The sequence below is a fragment of the Actinomadura sp. NBRC 104412 genome (assembly GCF_030269515.1).
In the GTDB taxonomy this organism is placed as follows: domain Bacteria; phylum Actinomycetota; class Actinomycetes; order Streptosporangiales; family Streptosporangiaceae; genus Spirillospora.
Map to the genome: position 1 here is coordinate 1 of NZ_BSTM01000032.1, position 15112 is coordinate 15112.

The 15112-nt window shown below is 72.4% G+C and carries 14 protein-coding genes; 8 read left to right on the top strand and 6 right to left on the bottom strand.

Going from position 1 to position 15112, the window contains the following annotated elements; all coding sequences use genetic code 11:
• The first annotated feature begins 135 nt into the window (after positions 1 to 135).
• Positions 136 to 606 carry a SixA phosphatase family protein gene (locus QSK21_RS29600; protein WP_285700715.1) on the top strand — a complete coding sequence of 157 codons (471 nt, stop codon included), beginning with the start codon at positions 136 to 138 and terminating at the stop codon, positions 604 to 606.
• On the opposite strand, the gene QSK21_RS29605 is transcribed toward QSK21_RS29600, so the two are convergent.
• The 5 genes from QSK21_RS29605 to QSK21_RS29625 form a co-directional block, all read right to left on the bottom strand.
• A complete protein-coding gene (locus QSK21_RS29605; RefSeq protein ID WP_285700716.1) occupies positions 607 to 2886 on the bottom strand; it encodes an FUSC family protein in 2280 nt (759 codons plus the stop codon).
• 94 nt (positions 2887 to 2980) lie between these two features.
• Positions 2981 to 4192, bottom strand: coding sequence for a phosphoserine phosphatase SerB (gene serB, locus QSK21_RS29610; RefSeq protein WP_285700717.1), 1212 nt, complete (start codon positions 4190 to 4192; stop codon positions 2981 to 2983).
• Between the two features lie 69 nt (positions 4193 to 4261).
• Complete coding sequence (locus tag QSK21_RS29615) at positions 4262 to 5347, bottom strand: S-adenosylmethionine:tRNA ribosyltransferase-isomerase (RefSeq protein ID WP_285700718.1); 1086 nt, start codon at positions 5345 to 5347, stop codon at positions 4262 to 4264.
• Positions 5344 to 6813 carry an MFS transporter gene (locus tag QSK21_RS29620; protein ID WP_285700719.1) on the bottom strand — a complete coding sequence of 490 codons (1470 nt, stop codon included), beginning with the start codon at positions 6811 to 6813 and terminating at the stop codon, positions 5344 to 5346. The genes QSK21_RS29615 and QSK21_RS29620 overlap by 4 nt, the downstream gene beginning before the upstream one ends.
• Complete coding sequence (locus tag QSK21_RS29625) at positions 6810 to 7541, bottom strand: SDR family NAD(P)-dependent oxidoreductase (RefSeq protein ID WP_285700720.1); 732 nt, start codon at positions 7539 to 7541, stop codon at positions 6810 to 6812. The genes QSK21_RS29620 and QSK21_RS29625 overlap by 4 nt, the downstream gene beginning before the upstream one ends.
• A 291-nt stretch (positions 7542 to 7832) precedes the next feature.
• On the opposite strand from QSK21_RS29625, the gene QSK21_RS29630 reads away from it, so the two are divergent.
• From QSK21_RS29630 to QSK21_RS29650, 5 genes are all read left to right on the top strand, one after another.
• Positions 7833 to 9059: a GAF domain-containing sensor histidine kinase gene (locus QSK21_RS29630; protein WP_285700721.1), complete on the top strand. Its 1227-nt coding sequence runs from the start codon at positions 7833 to 7835 to the stop codon at positions 9057 to 9059.
• A 56-nt stretch (positions 9060 to 9115) separates the two neighbouring features.
• Positions 9116 to 9763 carry a response regulator gene (locus tag QSK21_RS29635; protein WP_285700722.1) on the top strand — a complete coding sequence of 216 codons (648 nt, stop codon included), beginning with the start codon at positions 9116 to 9118 and terminating at the stop codon, positions 9761 to 9763.
• Positions 9764 to 9799: 36 nt separating this feature from the next.
• Entirely contained in the window at positions 9800 to 10594 is a 795-nt protein-coding gene (locus QSK21_RS29640; RefSeq protein ID WP_285700723.1) for a PP2C family protein-serine/threonine phosphatase, read from the top strand.
• Positions 10595 to 10965: 371 nt separating this feature from the next.
• The gene (locus tag QSK21_RS29645) at positions 10966 to 11406 is read left to right on the top strand and encodes a DUF2752 domain-containing protein (protein WP_285700798.1); all 441 of its coding nucleotides are present in this window, start codon (positions 10966 to 10968) and stop codon (positions 11404 to 11406) included.
• A gap of 88 nt (positions 11407 to 11494) precedes the next feature.
• Positions 11495 to 12157: an RDD family protein gene (locus QSK21_RS29650; RefSeq protein ID WP_285700724.1), complete on the top strand. Its 663-nt coding sequence runs from the start codon at positions 11495 to 11497 to the stop codon at positions 12155 to 12157.
• 114 nt (positions 12158 to 12271) lie between these two features.
• Here QSK21_RS29650 and QSK21_RS29655 read toward each other — a convergent pair whose 3' ends face one another.
• A complete protein-coding gene (locus tag QSK21_RS29655) occupies positions 12272 to 13237 on the bottom strand; it encodes an Rv1486c family protein (protein ID WP_285700725.1) in 966 nt (321 codons plus the stop codon).
• Between the two features lie 88 nt (positions 13238 to 13325).
• On the opposite strand from QSK21_RS29655, the gene QSK21_RS29660 reads away from it, so the two are divergent.
• Positions 13326 to 14111 (top strand): ABC transporter ATP-binding protein, encoded by a 786-nt coding sequence (locus tag QSK21_RS29660; RefSeq protein ID WP_285700726.1) that lies wholly within the window; start codon positions 13326 to 13328, stop codon positions 14109 to 14111.
• Positions 14112 to 14296: 185 nt separating this feature from the next.
• Complete coding sequence (locus QSK21_RS29665; RefSeq protein WP_285700727.1) at positions 14297 to 15064, top strand: sulfite exporter TauE/SafE family protein; 768 nt, start codon at positions 14297 to 14299, stop codon at positions 15062 to 15064.
• Positions 15065 to 15112 lie beyond the last annotated feature (48 nt).

A 15112-nucleotide genomic window follows, 5' to 3' on the forward strand; every position in this document is an offset into this window, starting at 1 on the left:
AGCAACGACTCGATCCGCGCCCACGCGGCATCGGTCAGCTCATGACGACGCACCATACCGACCATCGCACCCCAACCCGGTGATCGACCTCAGCCAAATACCAAGATTCACCGGACACGCCCTAGGGTTGCGGGCATGCCGTCGCTCATCGTGCTCCGCCACGCCAAGGCCGCCGCAGGACCAGGACTCGCCGACATCGACCGTCCCCTCAACGAACGGGGCAGGCGGGACGCGGCGGCGACCGGGGAATGGCTGCGCAACGGGGGCCTCACGCCCGACGCGGTGCTGTGTTCCACGGCCGTGCGCACCAGGCAGACCCTGGTCGGGCTGGCGTTGACGACCAGCGAGGTCGCCTACGAGTCCCGCATCTACGACAACGATCCGGACGTCCTGCTGGACCTGGTCCGCGGGACCGGCGACGACGTGCGCAGGCTGCTGCTCATCGGCCACAACCCGTCGGTGCACCAGTTCGTCCACGACCTGGCGGGCGAGGGCCCGCAGGACTTCCCGACCAGCGCGCTCGCGGTGATCGATATCCCGGGGACGTGGAGCGACGCGCGCAAGGGCGGCGGCTCACTGATCACGTACCGGACGCCCAAGGACTGATCAGCCCGTGTGGAGCGCGCCGCGGGAGTTCTCAAGGAGCTCTTCGATGTCGCCTCGCAGGGAGCGGGCGGCGTTACGGTAGCTGGACGCCTGGAGCAGGGCGCGCCGCAGCGGTGTCGGCTCGTCGGTGCTCACGCCCGACTTCACCTCGGCGCGGCGGCGGCGGGCGAGCGAGGCCAGGCGGGTCTCCAGCCGGACGAACTCCTCGGTGAGGCGTTGCTCTGGCGACGGCGCGTCGGGCGGTGGCTCGGGGGGCTGGAAGTCGGGATCTTCCAGGGCGTCGGCGGCCTCCTCCATGGCGTCGGCGAAGCGTTCGAGAATCGAGGCGAGCGGACGGGGATCCACCTCTTCCACGTGCGGCATGCGGCTGATCGCGATCAGGTCGTCCCGGACGCGGTGGGCGGCGGCGACCGCGTTGCTCAGCCTCGCGATCGCCTCCTCGTCCGGGACGCGCTCCTTGCCGAGCTGGACACGGGCCTCCTCGACGGCGTCGACGGCCTCGTTGACCTTGGAGAGCGTGGCCTGCGGCAGCCGATCGGCGCGGCGTTCCAGCACCTCCGCCGTCATCCGGGACAGCTCCGCGTTGAGCCCGATCACCCGGCCGAGCCGGGCGGGCAGCCGCTCGGCGTACCCGGTGGGCCACAGCAGCCGGACCGCGAGGAACGCCAGCACCCCGCCGGCGAGGGTGAGCCCGACCCGCTGCCCGGCGGCGAGCCAGCCGGACGGGATGGAAAAGTCCAGCAGCAGCATCGTCAGCGGCGTGCTGAACAGCCACCAGTAGGTGAAGTTCACCGTCCGGGTGGAGAAGGCGATCATCGCGACGACGAAGATCAGGATGGCGGTGGTGGGCTGGTCGGACACCAGGGTCAGCAGCACCGCGGCGAAGGCGGACCCGACGGCGGTGCCGCCGATCCGCTGCACCAGGTGCTCGACGGTCTCCCCGTACGTGCCGCGCAGGCTCAGCATCGCGGTGATCGTCAGCCAGTGGCCGTGCGGCAGCTTCAGCGCGGCCGACAGCGTCATCGCCACCACCGCGACCAGGCCGACCCTGGTGACCTCGCGGAAACCGGGGGAACGGGTGCGGATCGCATGGCGGAGCCGCTGCCAGATGTGCAGGGGTGCCGGGGTCTCACGGAGCAGGCGGGGCGTGCCGACGCCGAGCTGCACGCCGCCGGCGGCGAACCGCCGCGCCGCGTCCACGCTGCCTTCGAGCCGCTCCAGGGAACGCCTGATATCGACGATCATCGCGACGGCGACCAGGTCCTCCTCGCCGGCGAGCCCGGCCCGGTGGATCGCCTCGCTCCGCCGTCCCAGGCGGCGGATCGCCGCGGAGTCGCCGCCGCCCAGCGGCGCGTCGCCGGTCGCCTCGACCACGCCCGAGATCAGCCGGACCCGGGCGGCCAGCGCGCTCATCGCGACCCGCGCCTCCTGCTGCCACTCGCGCTCCGGCGGGGCGCTCTGGGCCATCTCGATCTGGGACCGCACCTCGACGGTCTCCTGTAGCACCCTGGTCAGCGCGTCGAGCAGCCGTTCGGGACGGGTGGGCTCATCGCCGCGGCCCCGTCCGGAACGGTAGAACGCGGCGGTGTCGCGGGCGGAGGAGAGGGCCTGGTACGCCGCCAGGCGGGCCTCGTCCCAGTCGTGCTTGCGGGTGACCGAGGCCAGCTCCTTGTCGTCCGGTTCGGCGGCCTCCAGGGGTGCGGCGTCGGCGGTGCCGGTGTCTTCGGCGACGGCGTCCATGGCCTCGGCGACGGCGTCGGCGGCCTCGGCGATGGTCGTGCGCAGCGGCCGCAGCCGCCGGGCCGGCCAGGGCGCCAGGAACAGGGCCGTGGTCAGCAGGCCGCCCATCAGTTCCAGGAAGCCCTCGTACAGGATGTCGCCGTCCCCTTGCCGGACGGCGGTGAGCAGGACGGCCAGCCCGGCGGTCGGGCCGATCCGGGACGCCGCCGCGCCGAGCACGATGATCGGCGGCACGATCATCGCGGTCAGCCACGGATGCCCGCTGAGCAGCCCGCCGATCAGCGAGCCGATGCCGACGACGAGGATGGCGCTGGCGAGGTTGCGCGCACGGGCGCCGTACGGCCCTTCGGGGGCCCGGAGCGCGACGAGGAACGCCCCGAGCGAGAACACCGAACCGGCGTCCCCATTCCCGGTCAGGGCGCCGACCAGCAGCGGGAGGGCGATCGCGAGCGAGGACGAGAGCCCGTAGTAGGGGGCCACCTGTCCTTCGATGCGGGCGTAGGACGACCGGGCACGCTCCAGCACTCGCTCGCCCCCCAACCGGCTCTCCTCCGGCACCGAACGATCACCATGTACCCGCATCGGCGCGCTCGATAGGCCGTCCCGCGGAACGGCGGAGGGGAGCCGGGGACGGTCAGTGGCCGGAATGGAGGGCGTCGGCCGCGTCGGCGGCCTCCACCTCGTCCCTGGAGATGCCCAGGAGGAACAGGATCGTGTCGAGGTAGGGCACGTTGACGGCCGTGTCGGCGGCCTGGCGGACGACCGGCTTGGCGTTGTAGGCGACGCCCAGGCCCGCGGCTTGGAGCATGTCGAGGTCGTTGGCGCCGTCCCCGATGGCGACGGTCTGGCTGATCGGCACTCCGGCCTCGCGTGCGAACCGCTCCAGCGCCTTGGCCTTGCCCGCGCGGTCCAGGACGGGGCCGACGACGCGGCCGGTGAGCCTGCCGTCCTGGATCTCCAGGGTGTTGGCGGCCGAGTAGTCGATCCCCAGGTCGGCCACCAGGGCATCGGTGATCTGGGTGAACCCGCCGCTGACGATCGCGAACTTGTAGTCGAGCCGCTTCAGCGTCCTGACCATGGTGCGGGCGCCCGCGGCCAGCTCGATCCGGTCCCGGACGTAGTCGATCTCGGCGGCGTCGAGCCCGGCCAGCAGCGCGACCCGCTCCCGCAGCGAGCCCTCGAAGTCCAGCTCGCCGCGCATCGCCGCCTCGGTGACCTTCGCCACCTCGTCCAGGCAGCCGGCCCGTTCGGCGAGCAGCTCGATGACCTCGCCCTGGATCAGGGTGGAGTCGACGTCCATGACGATCAGCCGCTTGGCGCGCCGGTGCAGCCCGCCCTGCTGGACGGCCACGTCCACCTGGCGCTCGGCGGCCTCCACGGCCAGCGCGGCGCGCAGCGCCTCCGGGTCGGCGCCGGACACGTCCATCTCGATGCAGGTGACGGGGTAGTGCGCGAGCCGCTCGATGCGGTCGATGTTGGCGGCGCCCGCGGCGATCCGGCCCGCGATCCCGGCCATGGCGTCCGGGCGGAGCGGGGCGCCGAGCACGGTGACGTGCAGCCGTCCGCGGGCGCTCGGCGCGCTCTTGTCCCGTCCGGTGGACATCTCGATCTCCATGTCGAGATCGTTCGCGACCCGTTCGGCGGCGGACCAGACCCGGCCGATGTCGGTGCCGTCGGAGTAGGCGACGAGGACGCCGAGGATCAGCCTGCCGCGGATGACCACCTGCTCCACGTCCGCCACCGTCAGCGGGAACTCCGACAGCGTCGTGAACAGGCGCGAGGTCACTCCGGGACGGTCGCGGCCGGTGAGCGTAATGAGCAGCGTGCGCTGAGCTGAGCCGTTCATGCTGCTCACCACGCTACCGGTCCGGACCGGAGGCTCGCGCACCGCGTCCACGATCCGGGACGCCGCCCGTCACGGCAGAAGGAGGTTCAGGTCCCCGAACTCGTGCCAGAGGTAGCCCTCGGCGAGGGCGGCGTCGTAGGTCCGCTTGACCAGCTCCTCCCCCGCGATGGCGGCGAGCATCATCAGGTGGGACGACCTGGGCTCGTGCAGGCCCGTCAGGAGCCCGTCGACGGCCCGTACGCCCCGCTCCGGGGTGACGATGTGCTCGGTCCACCCTTGGGATGGCCGCATCCGCCCTTGGTCGTCCACGGCCGTCTCCAGGGCCCGGACGGCCGTTGTCCCCACGGCGATCACCCTGCCTCCCCCGGGGCGGTGCGTGCGTACGTGGTCTACCAGGGCGGCGGTGGTGGGCGGCACCTCGTAGCGTTCGGCGTACGGGGGTTCGTGCGCCTCGGGTGAGGCCACTCCCGTGTGGAGCGTGATCGGCGCTATGAGGATGCCCTTGGAGACCAGGCGGGTGACCAGTTCCGTACTGAAGGGACGACCCGCACTGGGCATTTCCGCGCTCCCGGTGTCGGGGCTCCCGTCTTCCCAAGGCTGCTGCGCCTCCGCGAAGACGGTTTGGTAGGTGGACGTGGGCCAGCCCTCCCACACGTAGCCGTACCGGATGGGCACCCCGTAGCGGTGCAGGTAGGGGACGACGCTTGTGCTTAGGCGAGCCACCCACAGCCGCTGGGTCCGCCGCCGGAGGAGGGTGAGCGTGGTGCCTCCGGGCATGGGGATCCACTCGTTGGGCGAACCTCCCTTGTACGGGGAGCTCGACTTGCCCGTACGGCGGCGCAGTTCCACCAGCCACAGTTCCCCGTCCTCGCCCGCACCCGGGAGGGGAGTCGAGAAGTGCACGTCGAGCTTGTCCAGGTGGACGGCCGCAGGCAGGGTCGGCGAGGTGTTCACCACGAGCAGATCTCCGGGACGGAGCAGGCCGGGCAGATCATGGAACCGGTGGTGGCGGACCTCCCCGCTGCCCCGGTACCCGACCAGCAGCCTGACCTGGTCCCGCCCCGGGACGCTCGGGCGCGCCTCCGGCGGCTCGTGGGCCTCCAGATCCTTGGGAAGGGTGAAGTCCAGGAGCGGCGACCTCGATGACGCGTTCATGATCGCTCCCCGGCGGAGGCGGGCCGCAGCCGGAAGGCGGCGAGCACGCCGAGCGCCGCGATCGAGGCGACGACCGTTCCCGCGACGCCGAGTCCCAGGCCGAGGTGGTCCGTGCCGAACGCCATGGCCAGGGCGCCCGCCACGCCGATCACCAGGGACGAGCCGAGCGAGTCGGCGATCTGCAGGGCGGAGGAGTTGGCGCCCTGCTCGTCCTTGGGCGACAGGGAGAGCAGGAGCACGCTGAGGCTCCCGTAGGCGAAGCCCATGCCGACACCGCCGATGATCCAGGTGGGCGTGGCGAGCCAGCCCTCGACGTGCAGCGCGACCGTGGTGGTCACGGTCCCGATGAGGATCAGCACGGCGCCGAGGCGTGCGTAGAAGTCGCGCGGGCGCTGCGACCGTCCCTGGATCTGGGACGCGGCCGACCAGCCCAGCGACGCCACCATCAGGGCGACACCCGCCTGCGTGGGGGTGAAGTCGTGAAGGGACGTCAGCGCCAGGGGGATGAACACGTCCGTCCCGAAGAACGCACCGGCCAGCAGGCCCCGGGCCAGCACCACGCTCGGCAGGCCGCGCCGCATCCGCAGCGTCCCGGGCGGAAGCAGGCGGGGCAGGCCCACGCCCAGCCCGGCCAGCCCGGCGGCGGCGATCGGAAGGATCGCCCAACCCGGCCGGTCGAGGCCGTACAGGAGCACGGCCGTGCCCACCGCCGCCGTGACCGCCGCGAGATGCCGCCCCGCACGCGGCCCCCGCGACGCCCCGGACACACCCTGCCCACCGTCCCGCCCATCGTCCCGCCCACCGTCCTGCCCCTCGCCGGACGTGCCGAGCCCGCGCATCGCCGGGATCAGCATCGCCGTGGGCGGGATGACCAGCGGGATCAGCCCGAGGAACACGAACCGCCAGCCCACCTGCTCGGTGAGCACACCGCCCAGCGTCGGCCCGATCAGCGTCGGCAGCACCCAGGCCGCGGAAAGGGCCGCGAACACGCGCGGGTGCAGGCGCTCGGGATAGACGCGGGCGATGAGCACGTACGTGGCGACGAGCGCGATGCCCGTTCCCAGGCCCTGGACGGCGCGCCCGGCCACGAACGTCCACATGCCGGGGGCGGCACCGGCGATCACCAGGCCGAGCACGAACGTGGCCACCCCCGCCAGCAGCGGCCGCGCGGGACCGGACCGGTCCGCCCAGGTCCCCGCCAGCACGTTGGCGGGAAGGCCCGCGATCAGGGTGGCGCTGAAGCCCCACGCGTACAGCGCCAGGCCGTCCAGGTCCCGGGCGATCACCGGCATCACGGTGCCGACCGACATGGCCTCGAACCCCATCAGGGTGATGACCAGGACGACCCCGAGCGTGGTGCCGCGATACCCCGCGCCGAGAATGCCCTTCTCCCGTACCGGGGGCGCGGCCACCGGGGCCGGTGACGCGTGGGCGGGCTTCGGATCGTATTCGAGCACGGTGCTCATCTTCGGTCCTCCAGATCGGCGACCCGAAGCCGGCCGCTGGGCGGACGGTCGGTGACAAGGCGTTTCAGAAGCGCGGCGGCATGCTCGGGCGGTGGCGCGGCGTCGGCGTCCTCGCCCGCGTCCCGCAGCATTCGCGTGCGCATCTCGCCGGGATCGACCCACCACACGGCGATCTCGGGTTCCTCCGCGGCCAGGACGTTGGACAGTTGCTCCAGCGCGGCCTTGGTGGCTCCGTAGCCGCCCCAGCCCGGGTATCCCTCGACCGCCGCGTCCGAGGTGATGTTGAGGACGGCGCCGCGCCGTTCCCGCAGCCCGGGCAGCAGCGCCTGGATCAGCGCGAGCGGTGCCAGGGTGTTGATCGCGAAAGCCCGTTCCAGGTCGTCCAGGGGCTGGTCCGCGAGCTGGGGAAGCGGGACCGTCCCGAGGGTGCTCGCGTTGTTCACCAGGAGCCCGACGCCGCCCGCATCGGCCGCGGCCTTGGCGAGGGCGGCGCGGTGCGCGGGGTCGGCGACGTCCCCGGCGATGGCGGTCACGGCCTGCCGGTCGGTCCCGGGGGGCAGCCGCCGCCGGAGGGCATCGGCGGCCTCTTCCAGGGACGGGGCGTCCCGCGCCGTGATGATGAGGCGCCACCCCTCCCCGGCGAGCTCACCGGCCAGGGCCAGGCCGAGCCCGCGGGAGGCGCCGGTGATCAACGCCGTTCCGGCGTTCGCATCGGTCGTCTCGTTCATGGCATCGACGCTAGGGAGCGGCCCTCCGAGGGGCATCGGGCCCGCGCCCCGGTCGCCGTCAACCCTTGGTCCTAGGTCTCCCGGTCCCAGGGATGACGACGGCCGTTCCAGGACCCGCACCGCGGTAGGGCGGGAACGGGCCCGCCCGTACGCCGCTTTGCTGATTCGGCGGCTCCGCGCAGCGAGTACGTTCTGAGATGGTCGCCACCCTTGACGCGACCACGGCGAACGCGGCGGACCATCGCGCGTGGCCCGCCGGAACGGCGGTGCTTGGACGACCGGAGGATCGGCATGGGAACCGAGCGCGGGAACGGCGCGTCCCGCCCATCCGGCCTGCCCGCCTCGGCCGCCGCCGCGGTGACCGGTGACGCCTGGGAGGCCCTGCACGCGGTGAGTTCCGCGGTGCTGGCCGTGACGCGCCATCTGTCCGTCCACGAGGTCCTCCAGGTGATCGTGCGGGCGGCGGCGCGGCTGCTGGACGTGCGGTACGCGGCCCTCGGCGTCCCGGACGAGGAGGGCTCGTTCGCCGAGTTCGTGGTCGAGGGCGTCACCGACGAGGAATGGGAGGCGATCGGTCCGCTGCCCCGGCAGCACGGCATGCTGGCCGCGATGCTGCGCGACAACGCGCCGAAGAGGCTGGACGACATCCGCCGCGAGCCGGAGTTCGAGGGGTGGCCGGTGGCGCACCCCGTGCTCAAGGACTTCCTCGGGGTGCCGATCCGGGACGGCGAGGACGTCCTGGGCATCCTGTTCCTGGCCAACAAGCGCCACTGCGACGGCGGCCGGCGCGGCTTCAGCGAGGCCGACGAGGAGATGCTCACGCTGTTCGCCGCCCACGCCGCCATCGCGATGACCAACGCCCGGCTGTACGAGCACAACCGCGAGCTGACCGTGGTGGCCGAGCGCAACCGGCTCGCCAGGGAACTGCACGACGCCGTGGCGCAGAAGCTGTTCTCGCTGCGGCTGACGGCGCGCGCCGCCGGTGCGCTCGCCGCGCGCGACCCCGGCCGCGCCGTCCAGGAACTCGAACAGGTCGAACGCCTGGCCGCCGACGCCCTCGCCGAGCTGCGCGCCGTGATCTTCGAGCTGCGTCCCGCGGACCTCGCCGACGGTCTGGTCGCCTCCCTGCGCAAGCACGTCGAGGTGCTGGACCGCGCGTACGAGGCCGAGGTGCGGTTCACGGCCGAGCGCCCGGTCACGCTGCCGGAGGAGCAGGAGGCGGTGCTGTACCGGATCGCGCAGGAGGCCCTGCACAACGCGCTGCGCCACGCGTCCGCCCGCACGGTCGAGGTCCGGCTGCGCGTCCCGGACGGGCACGTGGTGCTGGAGGTGGACGACGACGGCGCCGGCTTCGACCCCGCCTCTACGGGCGCTCCGGGAGAGAACGGCGCCGAGCCGCAGGGAGGCGGGCTCGGCCTGGCCTCCATGCGCGACCGCGCCGAGTCGGTCGGCGCGACGCTCACCATCGACGCCGCGCCGGGAAAAGGCACGGTCGTACGGCTGGAGGTGCCGTTGTGAGGCATGCTGACCCCAGCACCGCGGGCGAGCGGCGCGGAGGCGCGGGAAGGAGTGCCGTGATCAGGGTGCTGATCGCCGACGACCATCCGGTCGTCCGCCAGGGCCTGCGCACTTTCCTGGGCATACAGGACGACATCGAGGTGGTCGGCGAGGCGGAGGACGGCGTCAGCGCCGTGTCGCTGGCCGAATCGCTGCGGCCCGATATCGTGCTGATGGACCTCAAGATGCCGGGCGCCGACGGCGTGACCGCGCTGTCGGAGCTGCGGGCTCGTGGGGTACGGGCACGGGTCCTCGTCCTGACCAGCGTCACCGAGCGCGGGCACGTGCTGCCGGCCGTACAGGCGGGCGCTGCGGGGTATCTCTACAAGGACGTCGACCCGCAGGCGCTCGTCCAGGCGATCCGGGCCGTCCATGATGGGCATGTCCTGTTCGCGCCCGACGCCGCGGAGGCGATGGTGCGGGACGGGCGGGCGGGCGCCGGTGAGGACCGCGGCCCGGCCGAGCGGGCCGTGCTGACCGAACGCGAGAGGGAGGTGCTCGTGCAGATAGCGCGGGGCAGGTCCAACCGTGAGATCGCCCGCGCGCTGGTCGTGTCCGAGAAAACGGTCAAGACCCACGTCAGTAATCTGCTCATGAAACTGGGCGTTCAGGACCGGACGCAGGCGGCCTTGTTCGCCGTGCGCCACGGACTGGCCGGCGAGTGATACAACTCCTCTGACAGGATCGTCATCGAAATCGGTATGAACGTAGCAATCAGATACGCAGCAGGCAGCGACATCGGGTGCAACCGCGAGAACAACGAGGACTCCGGTTACGCCGGCGCCCGGCTGATCGCGGTCGCCGACGGCATGGGCGGGTACGCGGGCGGTGAGGTCGCCAGCTCCACCGTCATCGGTTCGCTGCGTTCACTGGACGCCGACACGCCGTTCGACGACCTGGTGGACGCCCTGGGACGCGCGGTGGCCGAGGCCAACGAGAAGCTGCGCATCGTCCGCGAGGAGCGTCCCGACCTGAGCCGGATGGGGACCACGCTGACCGCGATGCTGTGGTCGGGCACCTCGGTCGCGCTCGCCCACATCGGCGACTCCCGGGGCTACCTCCTGCGGGACGGCGAGCTGTTCCAGATCACCCGTGACCACACCATGAAGGACCTGCTGGAGAACGAGAGCGAGCAGTCGGGCGGCGCGCCGGTCGACACCGCCGAGGCCAACCGGCTCTCCCACGTCCTGTACCGGGTGCTGGACGGTCGCGAGGACCGCGAGCCCGATCTGAAGCTGCGCGACTGCCGCCTGGGCGACCGCTATCTGCTCTGCTCGGACGGGCTGAGCGGTGTGGTGGACGCGCAGACGATCTACGAGGTGCTGTCGGCCGAGGCCGATCCGCAGCGCGCGATCGACCGGCTGATCCAGCTCGCCCGCGACGGCGGCGGCCCCGACAACATCACCGGCGTCATCGCCGATGTGGTCGAGCCCGCCCACGTCCCCACGCCGGGGCGTCCCATGACCGTGGGCGCGGCCGCTCAGACCCAGACCTGACGACGCTCACAGGCGGCGGCGCAACGCTCGCACATCGAACGATCCCGCACCCGTGCATCCTCGTACCCCTGTAACCCCTGCATCTTCTGTATCCCCGCATCCCCGCCCCGCATCTCCGCATCGCGCGCCCGGTAGATCCACGTTCCGCAGAAGCGCGCGCCCGGCAACGGCCCGGTTTCCGCTGTTGATCGGCATGAATCCCGCCCGGCCGCTTATGGTCTTGTCCTAGGCTTTCCCTTGTGGTGGGATTGATCCCGCTCTAGGTCACGGTCCGATCGCAGATCGTCGCCTGGACTTGACCCACCTCGGGGTGAACCCGATATACGGGTCACTCGAAACAAGTCATCGGTGCGGAGGATCCGTTGGGGGCAGTGCCCGGGGCGGCGGCCACCGGTGCACCTCGGGGTGCGCTGGGCGGTCTTGTCGTCAGGAGCCTCACCGCGTCGCGTCACGGCCCGTCGGGCGTGGCGCTGCGGGTCGCGGCGATGGCCACGGCGGCCATCGGAGCGGCGTTGATCCACCGCGTCAACGACCCCGGCGTGCTCTGCCCCCTCAGGGCGTTCACCGGGATTCCCTGTCCACTGTGCGGGGGCACCACCGTGTTCATCGAGATGGGTTCGGGCCGGCCGGTCCAGGCCGTCCTGGCGAACCCGGTGGCCTTCGCGGGCGCGGTCGCCGTGGCGCTCGCGCCGCTGGGATGGGGAAGGCGGTGGTGGGCACTCCGGCCGGGCATCCGTGCGTGGGTGCTCGGTACCGCCCTCTTGGGGTCGGAGCTGTGGCAGCTCGCCCGGCTCGGTCTCCTGCGGGTTTGAAGGCACGCTTCTCGCCGGTCAGACTCGCGGAGCCGTCCCGGTCCGGCGGGCGTCACAACACCAAAGGGTCAATCAATAAGGAGCAAGTGTGGGTAACCCCTACGACCCGTACGGTCAGCAGCCGGGCTACGGCCAGCAGCCCGGATATGGCCAGCAGCCTCCAGCGCAGCCCGGTTACGGTCAGCAGCCCGGCTACGGCCAGCAGCCCCCGGCGCAGCCCGGTTACGGTCAGCCTGGGTACGGTCAGCAGCCCCCGGCCCAGCCGGGGTACGCACAGCAGCCCGTGCAGCCGGGCTACCAGGAAGTCCACCACCACCACTACGGGTCCACCGGCCAGCTCGCCGAGTGGGGCTCACGCGCCGGCGCCACCCTGATCGACGGTCTGATCATCGGCGCGCCGACCGGCATCCTCTACTTCCTCGGCATCATCCTGACCAGCGCCGGGGACGCGGGCGCCGTGATCGGCGTCCTGATGATCGTCGCCGCCTTGGTGGTGTACGTCGGCCTGCTCATCTGGCTGATCCACCAGGAGGGCTCGACCGGCCAGACCATCGGCAAGCGGCAGATGGGCATCCGCCTGGTCGGCGCGCAGACCGGCCAGCCGATCGGCTTCGGGATGGCGCTGCTGCGCCGGATCAGCCACGTCGCCGACAGCTTCGCCTGCTACATCGGCTTCCTGTGGCCGCTGTGGGACGAGCGCAAGCAGACGTTCGCCGACAAGATCTGCAACACGCTCGTCGTCCGTTCTTGACGACGGCGGGGCCATCCGGCCCGGCGACGCCGCGAACGGGGCGTCCTCGCATCCGGACCATCGGGTGAGGGGGCGCCCCGTTTCCGTCCCCGGAGTCCGGTGTCCGGCGATGTCTCAGGGAACGGGGTCGAACGCGCTGTTGCAGGCGGCGACGCGGGCCCGCCGGACCGCCCGGTCGAGCAGGCGCAGCGCCTCGGCGCGCCGCCGCATCTGGTCGGCCGTGAGCCCGCGGTCGTCCATCCGCCGGGCCAGGTCGACGACCAGCGACAGCCGCTGGGCGAGCGCGGCGACCCGGTGCGCGCGCTGCGGGTACCCGGGGGCCAGCGGATGGTCGCCCCGGTCCGGGTCGCGCAGATCGGCCAGCGCGTCGGTGATCTCAGGCGGCACCCCGGCCACGTCGTCCACCGTGAGCAGGACCTCGGTGGCGTCCCGCATGGCCAGCATGAGCTGGCGGTCGGCGTCGGGCAGTGCCGGGACGTCCGGGGTGCCGAGGACGGCCTCGTGGGACTCCCAGCGCACGCCCACGTACGACGAGCCCCGGCGGTCCTCGGACGGCACCAGGCCCACGGCGCGGCCCGGCAGGACGGCGATGACCGCGGCCCCGGCGTCCAGCGCGCGCCTGTTGAAGGCGGGCGGCCCGGTGAGGCCGAGCGGGTCGCCGGGCGCGGGCAGCGCGAGCAGCAGCCCGATCAGCCCGCCCACGCGCAGGTCGCCGAGGCCGCGTCGCAGCGTGACCTCACCCGGCTGCCCCTGCCGCCCCCGCTCCGACGGCGACCCGCCGGCGTCACCGTCCGGCGTGTCGCCGCCCGGCCCATCGTGCTCGGGGCCGCCGAGTCCGCCGAGCCCGCCGAGTCCGCTGAGCCCGCCGGGGAGGCCGGCCGTGCCGGGCAGCTCCGGACCGGTCGACATGATCGCGGCGCCGCCGCTGAGGATCTGCGGACCGGCGAGCTTCTCGACCGCGTCCACCGCCTCGTCGGGCCCGACGTGTCCGGTCAGCCAGGCGTTGCCCCACGCGACCAGAGCCGTCGCGGCGTCCCCCGCGTCGTTGCCCGTTTCACCCAGTCGAAGCGCAGCGCACATGCAGACCACCATAAGTGCTCTCCATCGCATAGGTTCTTCCCTGAGGACGGATCACCTGGCAAGGCGAGATTGGGGACATAGGCGCGCTATGGCCGGTGAGGTACTGGGGCTTCGCGGGGTGGGGGTCAGGCGCGGCGGCGCCGACCTGCTGCGCGAGGTCACCTGGACGGTGAACGAGGACGAGCGTTGGGTGATCGTCGGCCCGAACGGAGCGGGGAAGACGACCCTCCTTCAGGTCGCCGCGGCCATGATGCATCCCACGGTGGGCGAGGCCAGGATCCTCGGGGAGGAGCTGGGCCGCACGGACGTGTTCGAGCTGCGCCCCCGCATCGGGATCGCCAGCGCCGCCGTGGCCGAGAAGGTCCCGGCCGGTGAGACGGTGATCGACCTGGTGCTGACGGCGTCCTACGCGATCCTGGGCCGCTGGCGTGAGGAATACGACTCCACCGACCTCGGCCGGGCCGCCGAGCTGCTGGAGGCGCTCGGCTGCGGCCATCTCATCCGCCGCCGGTTCGACACCCTGTCCGAGGGGGAGCGCAAGCGCGTGCAGATCGCCCGCGCGCTGATGCCCGACCCGGAACTGCTGCTGCTGGACGAGCCCGCCGCCGGTCTCGACCTGGGCGGGCGCGAGGATCTGGTCGCCCGGCTGGGCCGCCTCGCCGGCGACCCGTTCGCCCCCACGATGGTGCTGGTCACGCATCACGTGGAGGAGGTCCCGGACGCTTTCACCCATGCGCTGCTGCTGCGCGGCGGCCGGGTGGTCGCGCAGGGCAAGGTGGACGAGGTCTTCACCGCGGAGCACCTGAGCGACTGCTTCGGCCTCCCCCTCACCGTCGAACGCCAGAGCGGCCGCTGGTACGCCCGCGCCGTGTAGTCGCGGCGCCGCCCGCACTGTGTAGTCGCGGCGCCGCCCGCACCGCCGCTTCATGGTCCGCCAAACAGGTGGACACGGGTATCCCCGGTGGTCTGGGCCCGCCCCGGTGCCGATCCGTGAACGGCGGTTCCCTACGATCGTTCCCTCTGCCTTTCGACTTTTTGCGGAGCTTTGGTGGGACGTTCGTGAACATGCTGGACGCGGCCGCGATCTTGGCCGCAGGGGTCGCGGCCGGGGGCATCAACACCGTCGTCGGCTCCGGCTCGCTGATCACGTTCCCCACGATGGTGGCGTTGGGCTTCCCCCCGATCGTGGCGAACGTGTCCAACAACATCGGCCTGGTACCCGGCTCGGTGACGGGCGCGTACGGCTATCGCGTGGAGCTCAAGGGCCAGCGGGAACGGCTGCTGCGGCTCGGCGGCGCCTCGTTCACCGGCGCCCTGATCGGCGCCGCCCTGCTGCTGGGACTGCCCGCGGGCGCGTTCGACGTGATCGTCCCGGCGCTGATCGTGATCGCGCTGGTGCTGGTGATCGTCCAGCCTCGGCTGCAACGGTGGCTGCTGGCCCGCCGCGAGTACGACCATCCGCACGGCGGTCCCTGGCTGTGGGCGGGCATCCTGCTGGCGGGCATGTACGGCGGCTACTTCGGGGCGGCCCAGGGCATCATCCTCATCGCCCTGCTCGGCATCGCGCTGGACGACGACCTGCAACGGCTCAACGCCGCGAAGAACGTCCTGTCGGCGGTCGTGAACGGGGTGGCGGCCGTCCTGTTCATCGCGATGTCGTTCATCGGAGACACCCGGATCGACTGGCTGGCCGTCGTGCTGGTGGCCGTGGGCGCGACGCTGGGCGGCCTGCTCGGCGCCCGGATCGGGCGGCGCGTCCCGCCCGTGGCGCTGCGCGGGTTCATCGTGGTCGTCGGGGTGGTGGCGCTGGTCAGCCTCCTTTCCTGACCGGCCGGAACGCGGTTCGACGCGCCCTCGCGCGGGTATAATTTCGAA

Coding starts and splice junctions, on each gene's coding strand:
- QSK21_RS29660 (WP_285700726.1), top strand. CDS start 13,326: ATGGCCGGTGAGGTACTGGGGCTTCGCGGGGTGGGGGTCAGGCGCGGC.
- QSK21_RS29640 (WP_285700723.1), top strand. CDS start 9,800: ATGAACGTAGCAATCAGATACGCAGCAGGCAGCGACATCGGGTGCAAC.
- QSK21_RS29615 (WP_285700718.1), bottom strand. CDS start 5,347: ATGAACGCGTCATCGAGGTCGCCGCTCCTGGACTTCACCCTTCCCAAG.
- QSK21_RS29630 (WP_285700721.1), top strand. CDS start 7,833: ATGGGAACCGAGCGCGGGAACGGCGCGTCCCGCCCATCCGGCCTGCCC.
- QSK21_RS29655 (WP_285700725.1), bottom strand. CDS start 13,237: ATGTGCGCTGCGCTTCGACTGGGTGAAACGGGCAACGACGCGGGGGAC.
- QSK21_RS29600 (WP_285700715.1), top strand. CDS start 136: ATGCCGTCGCTCATCGTGCTCCGCCACGCCAAGGCCGCCGCAGGACCA.
- QSK21_RS29620 (WP_285700719.1), bottom strand. CDS start 6,813: ATGAGCACCGTGCTCGAATACGATCCGAAGCCCGCCCACGCGTCACCG.
- QSK21_RS29625 (WP_285700720.1), bottom strand. CDS start 7,541: ATGAACGAGACGACCGATGCGAACGCCGGAACGGCGTTGATCACCGGC.
- serB (WP_285700717.1), bottom strand. CDS start 4,192: ATGAACGGCTCAGCTCAGCGCACGCTGCTCATTACGCTCACCGGCCGC.